The sequence below is a fragment of the Gracilibacillus dipsosauri genome (genome assembly GCF_003176895.1).
GTDB classification, from domain to species: domain Bacteria; phylum Bacillota; class Bacilli; order Bacillales; family Amphibacillaceae; genus Gracilibacillus; species Gracilibacillus dipsosauri.
Genome location: NZ_QGTD01000011.1, coordinates 241483 through 258075, shown reverse-complemented (window position 1 = coordinate 258075; position 16593 = coordinate 241483). Strand labels below are relative to the sequence as shown.

Below are 16593 nucleotides of genomic sequence, written 5' to 3'. Positions count from 1 at the left end.
AACTGCATCCCTAATATAGGGAACGCAGTTTTTTTATGTCTATCGACGACCTTGCTTAGTATTCGAACGTTTATTTTGGAATTTACGGTTTCTTCCGCTCGGCTTTCCTTTTCGTCCACCATATCCTCGTTTATTATCATTTCTAAACTTTTTGTTACTATTCTTACCTTTATTTGCTTGTTTTACACTAACTGGCTGAACAGAGGACAATGTAACTGGTGTTTGACGACGTTCTTTCGTCAAAAGCTTCAAAGCAGCCGAAACAATCGTTACAGAATCATATTCATCTAATAGTTCTGTCGCTGTTTCTCTGTAATCCTTTAAATCCTTATTCTTAATGGTAGATGTAAGCTTCTGTACTGTTACCTGTTGTTGACCACGCTTTGCTTCATCATAGCTAGGTGGTGTCATGCGCTTCATTTTGCTTTTTGTTACTTTTTCAATCAAGTTCAAATGTGGCAATTCTCTTGGTGTGATAAAGGAGACTGCCTCACCAGTTTTTCCAGCACGTCCTGTACGACCTATGCGGTGAACATAGCTTTCCGGATCTTGAGGAATATCAAAATTATAAACATGGGTTACACCTGAAATATCGAGCCCACGTGCCGCAACGTCTGTCGCTACTAGAATCTCAATCCGACCAAACTTAAACTTGTTTAAGACAGAGGTTCGTTTTCCTTGCGTTAAATCACCGTGTATGCCTTCTGCACGGAATCCCCTTGCTTGTAGTCCATCCGTTAATTCGTCGACACGTTTTTTCGTACGACCAAATATAATCGCAAGCTCAGGAACATGAACATCTAACAAATTAGTTAATGTATCAAATTTCTGCTTCTCATGTACTTCCACAAAAAATTGATCAATGTTGGAAACTGTCATCTCCTTCGCTTTTACCTTAACCTCTGCAGGTTCTTTCATTAAGGTTGCGGCAATATTACGAATTTCCTTTGGCATGGTAGCGGAGAATAGTAGGGTTTGTCTGTCTTCTGGAATCGCCTTTAATATATCTCTAATGTCATCAATAAAGCCCATATTTAACATTTCATCTGCTTCGTCCAGTACTGCTGTATGCACATCTCCGACACGAATCGTACGGCGACGAAGGTGATCTAATAAACGACCTGGAGTTGCAACCACGATATGTGGGCGATCCTTTAATGCACGAATTTGGCGCTCCATATGCTGTCCACCATAGACAGGCAGTGTACGCACACCTTTAAACTTCGCTAATTTGTGAAGCTCCTCTGAGACTTGAATAGCAAGCTCTCTCGTCGGAGCTACTACTAATCCTTGTATTTTGCGAAGACCTGGATCTATCTTTTCGATCATTGGAATACCAAATGCTGCCGTTTTACCTGTACCAGTCTGTGCTTGACCGATTACATCCTTCCCTGTAATTCCTAATGGGATCGTTTGTGCTTGAATTGGTGTAGCCTCTTCAAATCCCATTTTTTCTAATGCTTTCATGATTGATTCTGAAATACCTAGTTCACTAAAATTTGTCACTATTTTTTTCTACTCCTTTTTTCTTTTAAAAATCTCATCAATTATCATTTTTCTTCGTTATCTACAGTGTACCCTATAATTCACAAATAGAAACGAATCCCACTTATAGTAAAAGTGGTAGTAAAATCGTTCTTAGGGAACTTTTATATAAATTAAATTAGGACGCATTTCGATTATTAAGAGGTAGCTATCTATTCTTAAATTGCCCGATAAGGATTCAATCATACTACATTTCCCAATAACCGCTTTTGATTATTGTGCTATGCCTATAAAAGTCTCCTCAGTATAAAGATGGATAACGGAACATCTTAGGATATTCGTCCGCCAATTGCATTTAGCTTCTTGATTTATTCAATCTTCAAGTAGATGCACGAACGACTTTAGAGCTGTAATAAATAACAATGAAAAAAGCCTTCCTCCACATTTGGAAGAGGCTTATAATGACCATTCAATGGATTATTATATCATAACACACTCTTCTTTTTTATTCTATAAAAATTTTCCTTTTGTTTCAAACATTGCTGTTTCGGATAACAAAAACATAACAATAATACATGGATTCTTTTTTTATTTTCCATAAATATTGTTATACTATGATTATCTATAAAAAATCTGTATATCGGAAGGTGTCAGAATGGGAGACAATCAAATTTATCCATATATTGCAATTGTGATTGGCGTCATATCTCTATCAACTGCTGCAGTATTTGTTAAGTTAGCTGGGGATGTACCACCTTCCATTATCGCCAACTACCGCCTACTATTGGCGGCGTTCTTAATGCTCCCCTATGTTGTGGTTAAAAAAAGACAGGAAATAAAAATGCTAAAAAAGAAGGAATGGATTCTAACGATTTTAGCAGGAATCAGCCTTGCGATCCATTTCATTGTCTGGTTTGAATCATTACAGTATACCTCTGTTGCCAGTTCGGTCGTTTTAGTAACCTTACAACCGATTTTCGCCTTTATTGGCACTTACTTTTTCTTTCATGAGCGTTTCTCATCAGGTACCATTATTAGTATGTTTATCGCGATATTTGGCAGTATTATTATCGCATGGGGAGACGTTCAAATAGCTGGTAAAGCATTGTATGGTGATCTTTTAGCAATATTAGGCGCTATATTTATCACAGCATATTTCTTATTTGGACAAAGGGTCAGAAAAAAAGTATCAATGATGACTTATACCTGTATCGCATACTCTATCGGGGCGATTATGCTTATTATGTATAATATGATTCTAAAAAATTCGTTTTTTCACTATACTAGCTTTGAATGGAGTATATTTGTTTTCATTGCTATCATTCCAACCATTTTTGGGTTGAATCTGCTGAACTGGTCACTAAAATGGGTGAGCTCCTCTGTCATTTCTATGGGAATTGTGTTTGAACCTGTAGGTGCAGCTATTCTAGCCTATTTCCTTCTAGAGGAGACTATCACATGGTCTCAATGGTTAGGTGGTACGATTATTATTTTTGGCTTACTACTTTTTATTGCTAGTACAAGGAGAAAACGCAAAATGAAAATGACAATAACGCCTTAGCTCATTGCTAAGGCGTTTTTGGTAGTAGTAGGACGCATTAAAAAACGGTGGACTCCATCAATTACCACTTCTTTATCCTCCCCTAGGCAGATAAGATGCTTGGAGTCGTAATAATAGATGATCTCTGTTTCACCCGGAATTTCCTTATCTAAATAATGAACCGTTTTATATGGAACTAAACCGTCCTGCATTCCTTGTGCGATAAAGACTGGGCAATGAACCTTCTTCAAGTATGGCTTCGTAAACCTCATACACTTCAAAAATTCAAGAGTTGCCCTAATTGGTACAGAACCATACTTTCCCATATAGTGAACGAATAGTGGGTCTGTTTTTAGCTTTCTTTGTAAAGCTTTCTGTCCAAAGCCAATGATATCTAACGCCATTCGCGGGATGCTTATGTACTTCCTTGAAGTCGACAAAAGTACAAGCTTCTCGCAAGAATACTTTCCAGCTAAAAAAGCAGAGATCATCCCTCCCATGGAAAACCCAATTAAATAAATTTTCTCATGTCTTTTCTTTAAATCTAAATAGGCTTGTTCACATGTTTGAATCCACTCTTGGTAGGTGACTTTTGTCAATTCTAATTCCTTCCCGTTTTCACCTAAACCATGACCAGGTAATCTTGGAGAAACAATTTCCCAATCTGTCACTTGATGTAAGTGATCTGCTAATGGCTCCACCTCATATGGCCCTCCTGTAAAGCCATGAATGATAAGACAGCCACTCATCGTGAATCCTCCTTCTATTAATATGCCGTTAGTTTACCCATATGAAGGATCTTTACTCCTTTTACACTATTATCCACTATCACTAAGGAGACTTCCAACAACAGGCCTCATCCCGCTTATGATTCGCAAAAATTAATCAAGCCTTCAAACCGACAGTATGTTGTTAAAATGAAACATCCCTGTCAAGCGAATGACAAGGATTTCGGTTTGACGGATATTATAACCCCTTAAATGATTTCACAATGCTTCCAACATTTTTAACTAATGGTGAAACCTGCTGATAAGTATTCGCTAACTGATTAACGGTTTTGAAAATTTTATCAAAATCCATCTCACCGTTTTTATCCTGGAAATAGCTCAACATTGGGTTTGTTTGTTTGCCAAAAGAAAATGGTGGCATTTGTGAATTATTTTGCTGCGGCACAGGCAATAATGGTTTTTGATAAAATTGATATGGTGTATAAGAATTTTGAGAAGTATTAGGTACTGATTGGAACGGTGTGGCACCATAATAATTAGGATAATACGTGGAATGCTGTTGATTCTGCCAATTATACATACTATTCCCCCATTTCTCCATCTATGTTTTCTAATATAGGCTATGCAAATAGGGGGAAATCGGTTCAAATCAGAACCCGAGTATCCTTCTTAGTTTTTCTTTATCAAACCCCAATATCTTATGGCTGTCACCAATTAATACTGCAGGTGTAACATAAATATTTTTCTGCTGGAGTTCTTTTAAAAAAACTTTATCCTCTGAAGTATTTTTCAATGTGAAATTTACCTTGTGGTTTCTTAAAAACTCCACGAGATGATCGCAGGCTTCACAATCATCACTAATATAGACTATCACATGCTGCTTCCTCATAGTTGCTCCTCCAAACTTCAAAAATCATTTCCTAGTCATTTATACCCTTTTTTCGGTTTGGATAAACGAAATAAAATATGATAAGGAGATACTAGTCAATATTAGGATGAAAGAGCATTCGCATAAAGACCTAATTTTTTTAATAAATCTATTGCCTCTAATTTTTCTTCTTTCGATAAGCCTGCTGTAACAGCCTCAATTTGTTTCCAATGCTCTGGAAAAATATCGTTGAGTAGCTGTTCACCAGCTTCCGTTAGAGATGCATATGTTATCCTTCGGTCAGTCGGACTCGGTATGCGCTTTACGTAATTTTTTTTCTCTAGTTTATCAACAACATATGTAATACTTCCACTAGCTAAGAGAATTTTATCTCCTATTTTTTGTAAGGGCTGTTCTCCTTGGTGGTATAGTAATTCCATTACACCAAAATCTGTTATATTCAAGCCATGACCTCTAATATCTTCGGCTACTTGATCCATCAAGGCTCGATAAGCTTTTGATAAGACAACAAACAGCTTTAGGGAAGGGTCTTGTTTTTTTTCTAAATATCGTGTTCGATCATCCATCCCTTTCATCCTCTCCTCTTTATGTATATGCACGTATTATATGGAAAGATTTCACATTCGTCAACACAAAAGGAAATAATCCCCATTTTTGTATAACGAAAAGACATCACTTATATCGCTTTCTTAGGTAGAAAGAAATATAACAAAAGAATTATAACAAATATGCTTACTAAATTGTAGGCAAAACTACTAATAAGCAAGATATAAATAATGGGACTGATTAGTTGCTCTAATATGGTCGGAGTATACCATTTATCATTCATTTTTTTCACAGTTATATGAAGCTTCAACTCCAACAATACATATAATGAAGTACCATAAAGTAACAGCTGTAAAAACACCCAAATACTTAAGTGCTCGGTTATAACTAACAGGGTCGCAAGTACTACCATGATCAAGCCCATGAACACTGTCATGCGTTGTAGGTAGGCTTTTTTTATAGCTTTCATATCCCATGGTATAGCGTGCAGTAGACGATCTTTAAATCCTGCTTGAAAATAACTTGTAGACATTTTATTGAACAAAAATATAGCGATCGCTACTGAAACGCCTTGGACCAAGTCTCCTCTAAAGCTCAAGAGCACTAAGCAAATGATGCTAACACCTAATGTTTGAACAAAATATGCCTTCTCCTGACGAAAATTAATCTTCCATAGCTTACGATAAATCATTGTCTCATGATGATACGGAAATGGTAATTTCTCTTTTGCGGACCGAAAAAGAGCTGGAAGAATAGGTTTTTGTACTGGTTTCGTTTCTGTCTTACTCATTTTTTGAATAAAAAACATACTCCAAATTTTTGTATCAACGACTTCGATAACGCTTTGCCAGTTTATCTTTTCCAACCTTTTATTCCAAATTACCAAATTAAAGGAAAAGATAATAGCAAGCAAGCTATATAAAAAGCCTTCAAATGGTAAGACAAATAAATAGACAAAACGAATAATAGCAAGCATAACCGTAACAAGTAGAAAGATAATGACTTTTTTCTTTCCTTCTATTTGATATAAATACCATTGAGGTAAAAGGAGTAAACAGTTTGTTAGAATCAAGATCATCAAACATTTTAATAAGAATCCGGTTGATAAAGGTGTTAAAATAAATGCTAGCAAGAATAAACCGAAACTCCATATAACCGTCTTTAGGATCGCTTCGAAATAGGTAAAAAGCCAAACATATTGGCGTAATATAGGTAATGTTGCTGCCTTCCAATCTGCACTTGAAAAGGATATACCAGGAGAGTGAAAGGAAAGTATAATAGTACGAACCATAAGTGCTACCACCATTAACGGTATCCATTGATCGGCTAACTGTTCTATAGAGTAAAACCAATTCTCGAATTGGCTAACTGCATCATAGACCATTGCCATTAAGACAACGATATAAAAACCTACATAAATACTTATTGTCCAATCAAAGGCAACACCGAGGGCAAGGTTATAAAGCTTTTGCTTTTTCTTTATACGGTTTTTCCGCAAAAATAGAAATACACTCCACGCTTGACTCATTGAGATGTTCTCCTCGTAATCGTATCAAAATTGGCCATTTCATCATATTCCCTGATTTCGCCTTTATCGAGTAAAATATACTTGTCCGCAACTTGATTTATCCTATCAAGCTGGTGGGAAGTTAGTAAAATACTAGTACCACCCTGTGTCTTTTCTAATAATAATTGCTGTAAAGCTGCTGCTGCATGAATATCTAGGCCCATAAATGGTTCATCAATAAGTAGTAAATCTACCTCTGGCAATAAAGCGCAAATCGTTTGTACCTTTTGTCGCATTCCTTTGGAAAGTGATTCAGGATATACGTTTAATTTATCTTTAATTTCAAAAAGATTAGTAAGTTCCTCTACCTTTTGATTAAGCTTCTCTTCGGATAGTTGGTAGCTTTTTCCGTATAATTGAAAATGCTGCATCGCAGTTAACTCAGAAAGCAAAAAAGGTTCTTCAGGTATGTAAGCTATTTGCCTCTTATAGTGTAGAAATTCCTGATCTTGGTCGATACCCTGTACAGAAATATTACCCTCTTGTTTTTCTTGCCACCCCATAATCGTTTTCATCAACGTAGATTTCCCTGCACCATTATGGCCAATTAACGCAATTAATTGGCCAGTTTCAACCGTAAAGTGAATATTCTTCAAAATCGATTCTTGTCCAATGGCTACCGTAACATTTTCAACAACTAATTGACTCATGTGAGATCACCCCTAAAAGAAGTACGATTGAGCAGTTAAATAGGTTTCTTATTTTAAAGAAAAGTAAAAAACGCCAAAGCTTTTAGGCCTTGGCGTTTGAATTAATCTAATTCCTGCTGGAGAAATTCTATGACATCATCTGGTGTTTTAGTATAAGCACTGTGGCGGTGGGCGGTTTTTTCACCATTTTCAAAAATTAATAAACTCGGAATCCCCATCACTTCATACTTTTGCGCTAATCCTTCTACTTCATCACTATTAACTTGATACCAATCATATTGATTATATTGTTCCATAATATCTCCGATAAACATATCCATTCGTTTACAATCAGGACACCAGTCTGCATAGAATTTAATGATGACTGGCTTATCTGATTGGATCACTTCATTAAATTGTTCCACTGTTTGAATTGCTTCCATATGAAAGTCTCCTTTTTTGCTCTATATGTGAAATCTAGCATGTTTATATTATTTTCGCAAATCATTTGTTTTACTTATATTCTACTCTGCCTAATAAATAAGCAAAAAGTAAACCTCCTGCAAAAGTGAGGATACAGAAAATCATCTCACCCGTATTCACTGGCCAACCTGGGAACATGACGAAGATAGAGCCGATTACCATGCCAATAACAACCGCATAGGTGGCAAATGGAAAATGGTCTAAGAAATAATGAATAATCTTACTCATCACTATTATTCCTAATAGAATGGCCACACCAACTACGCCAATGACTACTATATCTAGGTTCTTGATCGCACTTATAATCGTTGTATAGGAACCAATTACATAGAGCATAAAGGAACCACTTATACCTGGTAGAATCATGGCAGAGCTCGCTATGAAGCCAGATGCAAAAAGCCAGAGATAGGTAGATGTAGTAAAATGAGTTACTGCTTCAGGCTCACCAGTATTAAAAAAAGCCATCGAAGCGACCACTATTACCCCAACTATAATAAATAAATAATGGGGAACTTTAAAATTTACCTTTGCATTTGATTTTTGGAATAAGAAAGGTAAAACCCCTATAATGAGCCCAAGAAAAGCAAATTGTGTCTGTTTTGGATAATGTTCAAAAAGCCATTCAATCACGCCCGCTAATAGAAAAATGGCTGTTAAGATCCCTATTCCAAGCGGGATTAAAAACATCAAATGCTTTTTTAAATCCTTACTAAAAAAACCGTTAATCGCCTCAATCAAACGATCATAAATCCCGAGCAATACAGCTATTGTACCACCACTAACTCCAGGAATTACATCACTTGCACCCATTAACAATCCTCTATAAATATTCTTCCATTCCATTCAACTATTCTCCTCTATCTTAAAATTTTACCTATCCTCGTAATCTCATTATTTTAATATGGTTAAGTCAGGAACCCATTGGGACATATGGGCTTTTATTTCATCCCATTTCACTTGATGATCAGGTAATTGTTCCTCTGTCACTTCATGAAATGGTAACACAGCGAAGTTTGTCATTCTACCACCATTCATCTCATACTGTACGAAGGTTGGTAAAAAGGCAGGAGTATGTATTCGGATCGATTCAGACTTTTGATCTACTTTCTTTTCCACCTTGAACTGGAATATTCCACCAATACGTCGGTAGAGCTTATCCTGTCCAGAAAGGAAATTTCCCAAAGAATAGGCTACTAATGTGTGGTTACCATTTTTGCCTTCGATCCAATCAATTGGCTGCAGTACATGTGGATGATGTCCTATAACCACCTCGACCCCTAAATCTGAAGCAAATTGTGCTAGCTCTTTTTGATAACCGTTAGGCATCCGTTCATATTCATTACCAAAGTGATAGCTTAACACGGTTACGTCGGCTAGCTTTTCTGCCTTTTTCACATCTGCTTTGATTCGTTGTTCGTCGATAAGATTGACTAAATAATCCTTCCCTTCTGGAACAGGGATGCCATTTGTGCCATATGTATAGCTCAGAAATGCAACAGATATATTCTCATCAGTCTCGATTACACGAATTTTCTCTCTGTCTTCTTTATCTTTGAAGCTTCCTGTGTACTTCATTCCAATTTCCTCATAGTGCGTAATAGCATTTTGAATCGCTTCTTCCCCACGATCAAGTGTATGGTTATTTGCCATTGTTACTAAATCCACACCGACTTCCTTCAGATTATCCGCTAATTCATAAGGGCTGTTAAAAGAAGGATAAGTGGACAAACCTATTTCAGCACCACCTGTAATAGTTTCTTGATTGGCGATCGTAATGGTCGAACTTTTCAAGTAGCTCTCGACGGATTGAAGCATTGGCCTAAAATCATAGCCCCCATCCACTTCTGCATCTTCATAAACCCGTGAGTGAATTAACAAATCACCAATTGCAGTAATATCAATTTCTGTCAATACAGGTGCTAACGAGGTGAATAGCTCTCCGTTTTGATTTTTTTCTGTTAATAAGCTTTTATGTTTGGAATGAGAAGCACTTTCAGATTGGGATATTCCCATACAGCCAACCAGTAAAATAAGTACCACAATAATGGGTATAAGTCGCTTTCTCATGCTGTAAATCTCCTTTTTTGTTCAATTCTTTACTATTTTACCATATTCCTAAATTTTTTTCGTAATGCCAGCTAATTGGTCTCCACCTTTTCATAGACAATAAAATCTTTTTTAAAAAAAATGTAATACTTTTCGAATACAATTCGTCCATATTATTGAAAAGCAAAAAGAAGGGGGATCTATATGATCAAAGTACAATCATTACACCAAACATTTTTATTAGGAAAGAAAAATAATCAAACAGAGCTTAATGTACTTAAGGATATTTCCTTTGAGGTTAAAAAAGGAGATATTGCTGTTATCACAGGTAGGAGTGGGTCAGGGAAATCGACCTTGCTCAACCTTATCGGTGGCTTTATGAAACCTACACACGGTAGGATATTCATCGATGGTACAGAGGTTACAAGCTTTAGTGAAGGAGAATTTGCAGATTTTCGATTACAGCACATCGGATTTATCTTTCAAAACTTTCAGTTAATTCCTACAATGACAGCATATGAGAACATTGAACTTCCTTTAGTTTTAAAAGGGGTAGCTGAAAAGAAAAGAGAAGAATTAACCAATCAAACTCTTGGGCGTGTTGGTTTAATCGATTATAAAAATCATTATCCAAGCGAGTTATCAGGTGGACAACAACAGAGAGTAAGTATTGCAAGAGCATTAGTTATTGAACCACCCATTATTCTAGCAGATGAACCTACTGGTAGTTTAGACAGTGAAACGGAAAAGGAAATATTAGATTTCATTCAATCATTGAATCAAAAATATGGCATTACATTCGTCATTATTACACATGACAATGAGGTTGCCAGTATTGGTCATCAACAGATCCACTTACATGATGGTGAAGTATTGAAAGGAGATATTGCAATATGAATATGAAGGATAGATGGCGTTTCGTCCGCCGCAATATGAAACGAAGTAAATCAAGGATTTTTATGACTGTTTTAGCTACTGCTATGGGGGTTACATTCCTTATTGTATTAGCATCGGTAGGATTTGGACTACATAAATCTCTTGCAAAGGATATTCTAGAATCTCGTTCTGTTACCCAGCTACAGATTGGCGGGATGGAAGTAGACGGAAAATACCAACCAATAACAGATAAAGAGATAGAAGAATTAGAAAAAAAAGATGGTATGAAGGCAGTGACAAGAAGAATCAACCTGCAACAAACTCCTTTATTTCAATTGGATCAATATGAAGGAAGTGTTCAAACAGTGATGGCCCATTTCCCCTCAGAGATAGATGCGGGTCTTGAGCTTTCAGAAGGACGTTTACCAGAAAAAGAAAATGAAATTATAGTTGGCCATGACTTTGTGAAAACCCTCGTCTCTAGTGAGCAACAAGAAACAGAGGATATGTATGGTGAAGATGGAATGTTAAAAAAGGAATTTCAATATGATGGAGAAGTGATTGGCAAAGAACTTAAGATGACGGTCATGCAAACCGTTGATGGAGAACAGAAGGAGCATACGATCCCTTTAATCATCACTGGTATTACCGAGAAGCCTGCACGTGATTGGATGATGGATCAAACCGTCTTTATATCTGATTCTATATTAAAAGAGGTCGAAGCATTTACTAAAACCGCTAGAGGTATGATTACTCAACCTGACATGCAAGGGATAGAAGAACCAGAAGGCTATGACGAGGTAAGGGGATATGCTCATAATATGGAAGAGGTGAGCGATATTTCCGAGCAATTAAAGGATCAAGGTTATTTAGTCTATTCAGCAGCGGATGAACTAAAAAGTATGGATGTTGTTTTCACTATTGCCAAGGCAGGACTCATTTTTATTGGTACAATTGCCATTATTATTGCTTCCATTGGTATTTATAATACGATGACAATGGCCGTTACGGAAAGAACCCCTGACATAGGTATCATGAAGGCTCTTGGTGCACATCCAAAGAAAATTAAACAAATTTTCTTATTAGAAAGTGGGTATATCGGTATTCTTGGTGCCGTTGTAGGAATAGCTGTAGCTTATCTAATTAGCTTCTTAGTGAATCTATTCCTTCCTGTGATTGTAGAGAACGCCTTTGATGAACAACTACCAGAAGGCTTTCAGTTCTCAGCAATCCCTTGGAGTCTGATTGCCATATCTGTTGCTATTTGTTTGTTAGTTACCATTGTTTCTGGCTTAAAACCAGCAAAACGAGCAACAAAGATAGATGTATTAAAAGCTATGCGCCGCGAGATTTAAAATGATCACCTGTGATCTCTATTTATGGAAGATTCACTTTATATTTTTCCTTTAAAGAAGCTGGGGCCATTTTGACGATTTGCTGTAAAATTAGCGTAGCTACCATTACATCATCGAGCACGCCAAAAAAGAGTAGAAAATCAGGGATTGCATCAAATGGAAATATAATATAACCTACGATCAATAGAATAGAAATCAGCTTCTTTCCTATTGTAATCTCATTTGAAATGAAAAAATCCTTAAAAAATGGAATGGACCGATGAAACTTAAATATAAACATTAAACGACGCCAAAAACGCATGATATTTCCTCCTCCTTCTTGTATTATAAATGATAGCTTAATTTATTGGTATCTATCTACTCTAGCGAAAAAACCAGCGGAGATCTTAACAATCCGCTGGTTTTTGTTTAATTAGTTTTTCTTTTTGCTGCCTTTTCCCGTTCACTCTTATTTAAAATTTTCTTACGGAGACGAATAGATTCAGGTGTTACTTCACAATACTCATCATCATTTAAGTACTGGATAGCCTCTTCTAATGATAACGTGCGTGTTTTTCGTATCGTTGCCGTTTGATCCTTTGTTGCGGATCGAACATTCGTTAAATGCTTCTCTTTTGTAATATTAACCGTAAGATCATTCTCGCGATTATGCTCCCCAACAATCATACCTGCATACACTTCTGTCCCAGGATCGACGAAGATAATGCCGCGATCCTCTAAGTTCATAATTCCATAAGTGGATGCTTTACCATTTTCTAATGCGACCAGAACACCTTCACGTCTTCCGCCAACCTGACCTTTTACAAATGGCGCATATTCTTCAAAGGTATGGTTGATAATTCCATATCCTCTAGTTTGGGTCATAAACTCTGTTGCATATCCAATCAGCCCACGAGATGGTACTCGAAATTCCATTCGAACTTGTCCATTCCCATGGTTGATCATATCAACCATTTCTCCTTTACGAGTACCAAGAGATTCCATGACAGGGCCAGTATAATCCTCAGGAACATCAATCTGAACGCGTTCAATCGGCTCACATTTTACTCCATCTATTTCTTTAATAATGACCTCTGGCTTGGATAGCTGAATCTCATAGCCTTCTCTACGCATATTTTCTACCAAAATAGATAAGTGAAGCTCGCCACGTCCAGAAACTATCCATGCATCAGGAGAAGCGGTTGGATCTACTCTTAAGCTTACATCTGTTTCTAATTGGGACATTAAACGCTCTTCGATTTTTCTTGAAGTAATATGCTTACCTTCTCTTCCAGCGAAAGGACTATTGTTTACAACAAACGTCATTTGCAGGGTCGGTTCGTCAATACGAAGGGTTGGTAGTGCTTCCTGGTTCTCTATTGGACAAACCGTTTCCCCGACGTTAATGTCCTCCATCCCGGCAACTGCTATAATATCTCCCGCCTTTGCTTCTTCTATCTCTACGCGCTTTAGACCAATAAAGCCAAACAGTTTTGACACACGGAAGTTTTTGACCGTTCCATCTGTTTTCATTAAAGCTACCTGTTGCCCCACTTGAATCGTTCCTCGGAATACACGGCCAATACCGATACGTCCTAAATAATCGTTATAGTCGAGTAAGGTTACTTGAAACTGTAGTGGGTCATTTTGATTATCTATCGGTGCAGGAATATGCTCTAGTATCGTATCAAAAATCGGCTGCATTGTTTCCTCTTGAGCATCAGGTTCATAGCTGGATGTTCCGTTCAATGCAGAGGCATAGACAACAGGAAACTCTAGCTGATCATCGTCTGCACCAAGCTCAATGAATAAATCTAACACCTCATCTACTACTTCACTAGGTCGTGCATTTGGTCGATCAATCTTGTTTAATACAACAACTGGACGTAGCTTTTGTTCAAGTGCTTTCTTTAAAACAAAACGGGTTTGGGGCATACAGCCTTCAAAGGCATCGACAACTAACAACACCCCATCCACCATTTTCATGATTCGTTCCACTTCACCACCAAAATCCGCATGTCCAGGCGTATCTAAAATATTTATATGTGTATCCTTATAATTAATGGCTGTATTTTTAGCTAAGATTGTAATTCCGCGTTCTTTTTCAATATCATTCGAATCCATTGCTCGCTCCGCTACTTGCTCATTTTCACGGAAGGTTCCAGAATAATGGAGCAATTGGTCTACCAAAGTTGTTTTTCCATGGTCTACGTGGGCAATGATTGCAATATTGCGAAGATCTTCTCTTACCTGCGTCATCTCATTCTCTCCTCTTAATGATGCGTTCAATAGTTTAACAACTTAATGATTATAACATAAAAGGAAGTAAATACTACAATTTAATCGGTATTTTTTTGAAAATTTACGAACCGAATTTGGAATACAGCTCCACCTTCCTCATGATTAGTTGCTCGAATACTTCCACCAGAGCGTTCTACAATTGCTCTAGCAATCGCTAAACCAAGCCCTGTTTCTCCATCTTCTCCTTTTACAAAGCGATGAAATAGTTTGGTTAACAGTTCCTCTTCAATACCCTCTCCGTCATCTCTTACTTCCATAATAACCTGTTTATTCTTAGCATAAACACTAACTTCTACTTTATGAGTCGCATGCCTAATTCCATTTGCTACAATATTCATTACTGCTTGCAGCATTTTATCATAATCAAAATAGACCATATATGGAACAGAATTCTTTAGTTCTATTGATATATTTTTTTCATTGGCAATCGGAACTGCTCGGGCCATGACTTGCTCAATGAATTCCTGTAAGTTAACTTGCTCTTCCTCATAAATATTGGCCTCACTATCGAGCTTTGCTAGCAATATAATTTCATTAATAATTTTTTTCAAACGGTTTATTTCTTCAATCATGACATTTAAACCGCGCTTTGCTTCCTCTCCTTCAAATATGCCGTCCTTAATCCCTTCAGCATATCCTTGGATGGTCATTAAAGGGGTTTTCAGCTCATGACTAGCATTCTGGAAAAAGTGTCGTTGTGTCTGTATAAAGCTATTCAATTCATTCGCCATATCTCTGAGGCTCTGCTCTACTTCTTTAATTTCTCCAGTGGCTTTGATTTCTTCCATCTCACTAAAATTTCTCTTTTCGATTTTCTTTAACTGATGCCTTAACTTTGTCAATGGTGTGACTAACTTCGTTGTTAAATAGTGACTAAGAAGCACAGCGACCGCGATTCCAATGAAAAAGATTAAGAGCAGCCTTTCCATTATAATTTGTCTAACTTCTTGTAGGTCATCCAATGGTGTTAATAATACCAAGTGCTGAGTAGATACAGCACCATAAAAGGGGATGATCGATACAACGTATTTTTCGTTACCGTTTTGCCATAATGGTTGTTCCGCCTTGTCCATATCATAGCGGTCCACCCATTTTTCAATCACTTGAAGATCTGCTATTGAAGTAAAAATGATTTGGTCTGAACCTTCGTCATACGCAAAAACCTGCAGGCTATATTTATCTAACATTTCTGCTAAACGCTGTACATTATACGTACTGTTTAAATCTTCATATAGTAAAAAATTTACGATTAATTCCCCTTTATCCTCTAATTGGCGTTGTTCATCCTGAATTAACATTTGAAGCATTTGAGAATAGAGGGTGATTCCCGTTACCGTCATGATGACAATTAAAAGAGTTGTAAATGCTATCGTTAATTGGTATTGAAGCTTCATGATTGCTCCTCATCAATATGCAATCGATAACCATAGCCCCAGACGGTTTCCACTGGTAGCCCTTCTAATTTTTTTCTAAGCCTTTTTACAAGATCATCGACGGCTCTATCACTGCCAAAATAATCCTCTCCCCAAACTAAGGAGAGCAGCTCTTCTCGTGCAAAAGCACGATTAGGCCTTTTAGCAAAGATTTCAAGCATATCAAATTCCTTTGTGGTTACATCTATTTCTTGATCCCTCCAGAACACCTGTCTTGCAGCTTGGTCCATCTTCAAATCATCGATCTCCACAGTATTCGTTTTTTTCTGAACCATAGGACTATTCTCTAAGCGTTTAAATAATCGCTTTACTCGAGCAACTAATTCCCTTGGACTAAATGGTTTCGTGAGATAATCATCACTTCCTAGCTCCAATCCAAGAATCTTATCAACCTCTTCATCTTTTGCTGAAATAATGATAATAGGTACTTCACTTCTTGCACGAATTTTCTTACATAATTCATAACCATCCATCCCTGGTAGCATAATATCCAATATCCACATGTTAGGCTGTTGCTTTTTCGCATTTTCCCATGCGTCCTCTGCTGTTTCCATCATGGTTACTTGATAGCCTTCTTTTATTAAATACGCTTTTACGATATCCCGAATATTAGGATCATCCTCCACGATATATATATGCTGGTTCAAGATGCAACCACCTTTCTAATAACAGATTAATTTTTTGGTTTTGGGGTATAAAGTACATAGAGCCCCTATAAAGGAATATATCATTAACT

The 16593-nt window shown here is 37.0% G+C and carries 17 protein-coding genes; 3 read left to right on the top strand and 14 right to left on the bottom strand.

From position 1 onward, the window contains the following. Positions 1 to 39: 39 nt before the first annotated feature. Positions 40 to 1506, bottom strand: a complete 1467-nt coding sequence (gene cshA / locus DLJ74_RS13265; protein WP_109984831.1) for a degradosome RNA helicase CshA — start codon at positions 1504 to 1506, stop codon at positions 40 to 42. A gap of 634 nt (positions 1507 to 2140) precedes the next feature. Here cshA and DLJ74_RS13260 point away from each other — a divergent pair. After that, the gene (locus tag DLJ74_RS13260; protein WP_109984830.1) at positions 2141 to 3046 is read left to right on the top strand and encodes a DMT family transporter; all 906 of its coding nucleotides are present in this window, start codon (positions 2141 to 2143) and stop codon (positions 3044 to 3046) included. Here DLJ74_RS13260 and DLJ74_RS13255 read toward each other — a convergent pair. From DLJ74_RS13255 to DLJ74_RS13215, 9 genes are all read right to left on the bottom strand, one after another. Continuing rightward, positions 3043 to 3774, bottom strand: coding sequence for an alpha/beta hydrolase (locus tag DLJ74_RS13255; protein ID WP_109984829.1), 732 nt, complete (start codon positions 3772 to 3774; stop codon positions 3043 to 3045). The two genes, DLJ74_RS13260 and DLJ74_RS13255, sit on opposite strands and share 4 nt — an antisense overlap. Before the next feature lie 217 nt (positions 3775 to 3991). Beyond that, positions 3992 to 4333: a YppG family protein gene (locus DLJ74_RS13250; protein WP_054788948.1), complete on the bottom strand. Its 342-nt coding sequence runs from the start codon at positions 4331 to 4333 to the stop codon at positions 3992 to 3994. A gap of 69 nt (positions 4334 to 4402) precedes the next feature. Next, positions 4403 to 4642, bottom strand: coding sequence for a glutaredoxin family protein (locus tag DLJ74_RS13245; RefSeq protein WP_109984827.1), 240 nt, complete (start codon positions 4640 to 4642; stop codon positions 4403 to 4405). A gap of 101 nt (positions 4643 to 4743) precedes the next feature. Further along, complete coding sequence (locus tag DLJ74_RS13240) at positions 4744 to 5208, bottom strand: MarR family winged helix-turn-helix transcriptional regulator (RefSeq protein ID WP_054861497.1); 465 nt, start codon at positions 5206 to 5208, stop codon at positions 4744 to 4746. Positions 5209 to 5318: 110 nt separating this feature from the next. Next, a complete protein-coding gene (locus tag DLJ74_RS13235) occupies positions 5319 to 6716 on the bottom strand; it encodes a hypothetical protein (protein ID WP_054861496.1) in 1398 nt (465 codons plus the stop codon). Next, the gene (locus DLJ74_RS13230) at positions 6713 to 7405 is read right to left on the bottom strand and encodes an ABC transporter ATP-binding protein (RefSeq protein ID WP_109984826.1); all 693 of its coding nucleotides are present in this window, start codon (positions 7403 to 7405) and stop codon (positions 6713 to 6715) included. The genes DLJ74_RS13235 and DLJ74_RS13230 overlap by 4 nt, the downstream gene beginning before the upstream one ends. A gap of 101 nt (positions 7406 to 7506) precedes the next feature. Then, the gene (locus tag DLJ74_RS13225; RefSeq protein WP_109984825.1) at positions 7507 to 7827 is read right to left on the bottom strand and encodes a thioredoxin family protein; all 321 of its coding nucleotides are present in this window, start codon (positions 7825 to 7827) and stop codon (positions 7507 to 7509) included. Between the two features lie 70 nt (positions 7828 to 7897). Further along, complete coding sequence (locus DLJ74_RS13220) at positions 7898 to 8710, bottom strand: DUF368 domain-containing protein (RefSeq protein ID WP_109984824.1); 813 nt, start codon at positions 8708 to 8710, stop codon at positions 7898 to 7900. 48 nt (positions 8711 to 8758) lie between these two features. Next, complete coding sequence (locus DLJ74_RS13215) at positions 8759 to 9934, bottom strand: CapA family protein (protein WP_109984823.1); 1176 nt, start codon at positions 9932 to 9934, stop codon at positions 8759 to 8761. Positions 9935 to 10117: 183 nt separating this feature from the next. Here DLJ74_RS13215 and DLJ74_RS13210 point away from each other — a divergent pair, with 183 nt between their 5' ends. Next, positions 10118 to 10810, top strand: coding sequence for an ABC transporter ATP-binding protein (locus tag DLJ74_RS13210; RefSeq protein WP_054788953.1), 693 nt, complete (start codon positions 10118 to 10120; stop codon positions 10808 to 10810). Next, entirely contained in the window at positions 10807 to 12144 is a 1338-nt protein-coding gene (locus DLJ74_RS13205) for an ABC transporter permease (RefSeq protein WP_054788954.1), read from the top strand. The genes DLJ74_RS13210 and DLJ74_RS13205 overlap by 4 nt, the downstream gene beginning before the upstream one ends. A 22-nt stretch (positions 12145 to 12166) precedes the next feature. Here the strand turns inward: DLJ74_RS13205 and DLJ74_RS13200 are convergent, their stop codons facing one another. The 4 genes from DLJ74_RS13200 to DLJ74_RS13185 all read right to left on the bottom strand — a co-directional run bounded on the left by DLJ74_RS13200 (position 12167) and on the right by DLJ74_RS13185 (position 16504). Beyond that, positions 12167 to 12445, bottom strand: coding sequence for a YkvA family protein (locus tag DLJ74_RS13200; RefSeq protein WP_109984822.1), 279 nt, complete (start codon positions 12443 to 12445; stop codon positions 12167 to 12169). 107 nt (positions 12446 to 12552) lie between these two features. Further along, positions 12553 to 14382 (bottom strand): translational GTPase TypA, encoded by a 1830-nt coding sequence (gene typA, locus DLJ74_RS13195; protein WP_109984821.1) that lies wholly within the window; start codon positions 14380 to 14382, stop codon positions 12553 to 12555. A gap of 80 nt (positions 14383 to 14462) precedes the next feature. After that, positions 14463 to 15818 carry a sensor histidine kinase gene (locus DLJ74_RS13190; protein ID WP_109984820.1) on the bottom strand — a complete coding sequence of 452 codons (1356 nt, stop codon included), beginning with the start codon at positions 15816 to 15818 and terminating at the stop codon, positions 14463 to 14465. Then, on the bottom strand, positions 15815 to 16504 hold the full coding sequence (locus DLJ74_RS13185; RefSeq protein WP_109984819.1) for a response regulator transcription factor: 690 nt from the start codon (positions 16502 to 16504) through the stop codon (positions 15815 to 15817). The genes DLJ74_RS13190 and DLJ74_RS13185 overlap by 4 nt, the downstream gene beginning before the upstream one ends. Between the last annotated feature and the right edge of the window lie 89 nt (positions 16505 to 16593).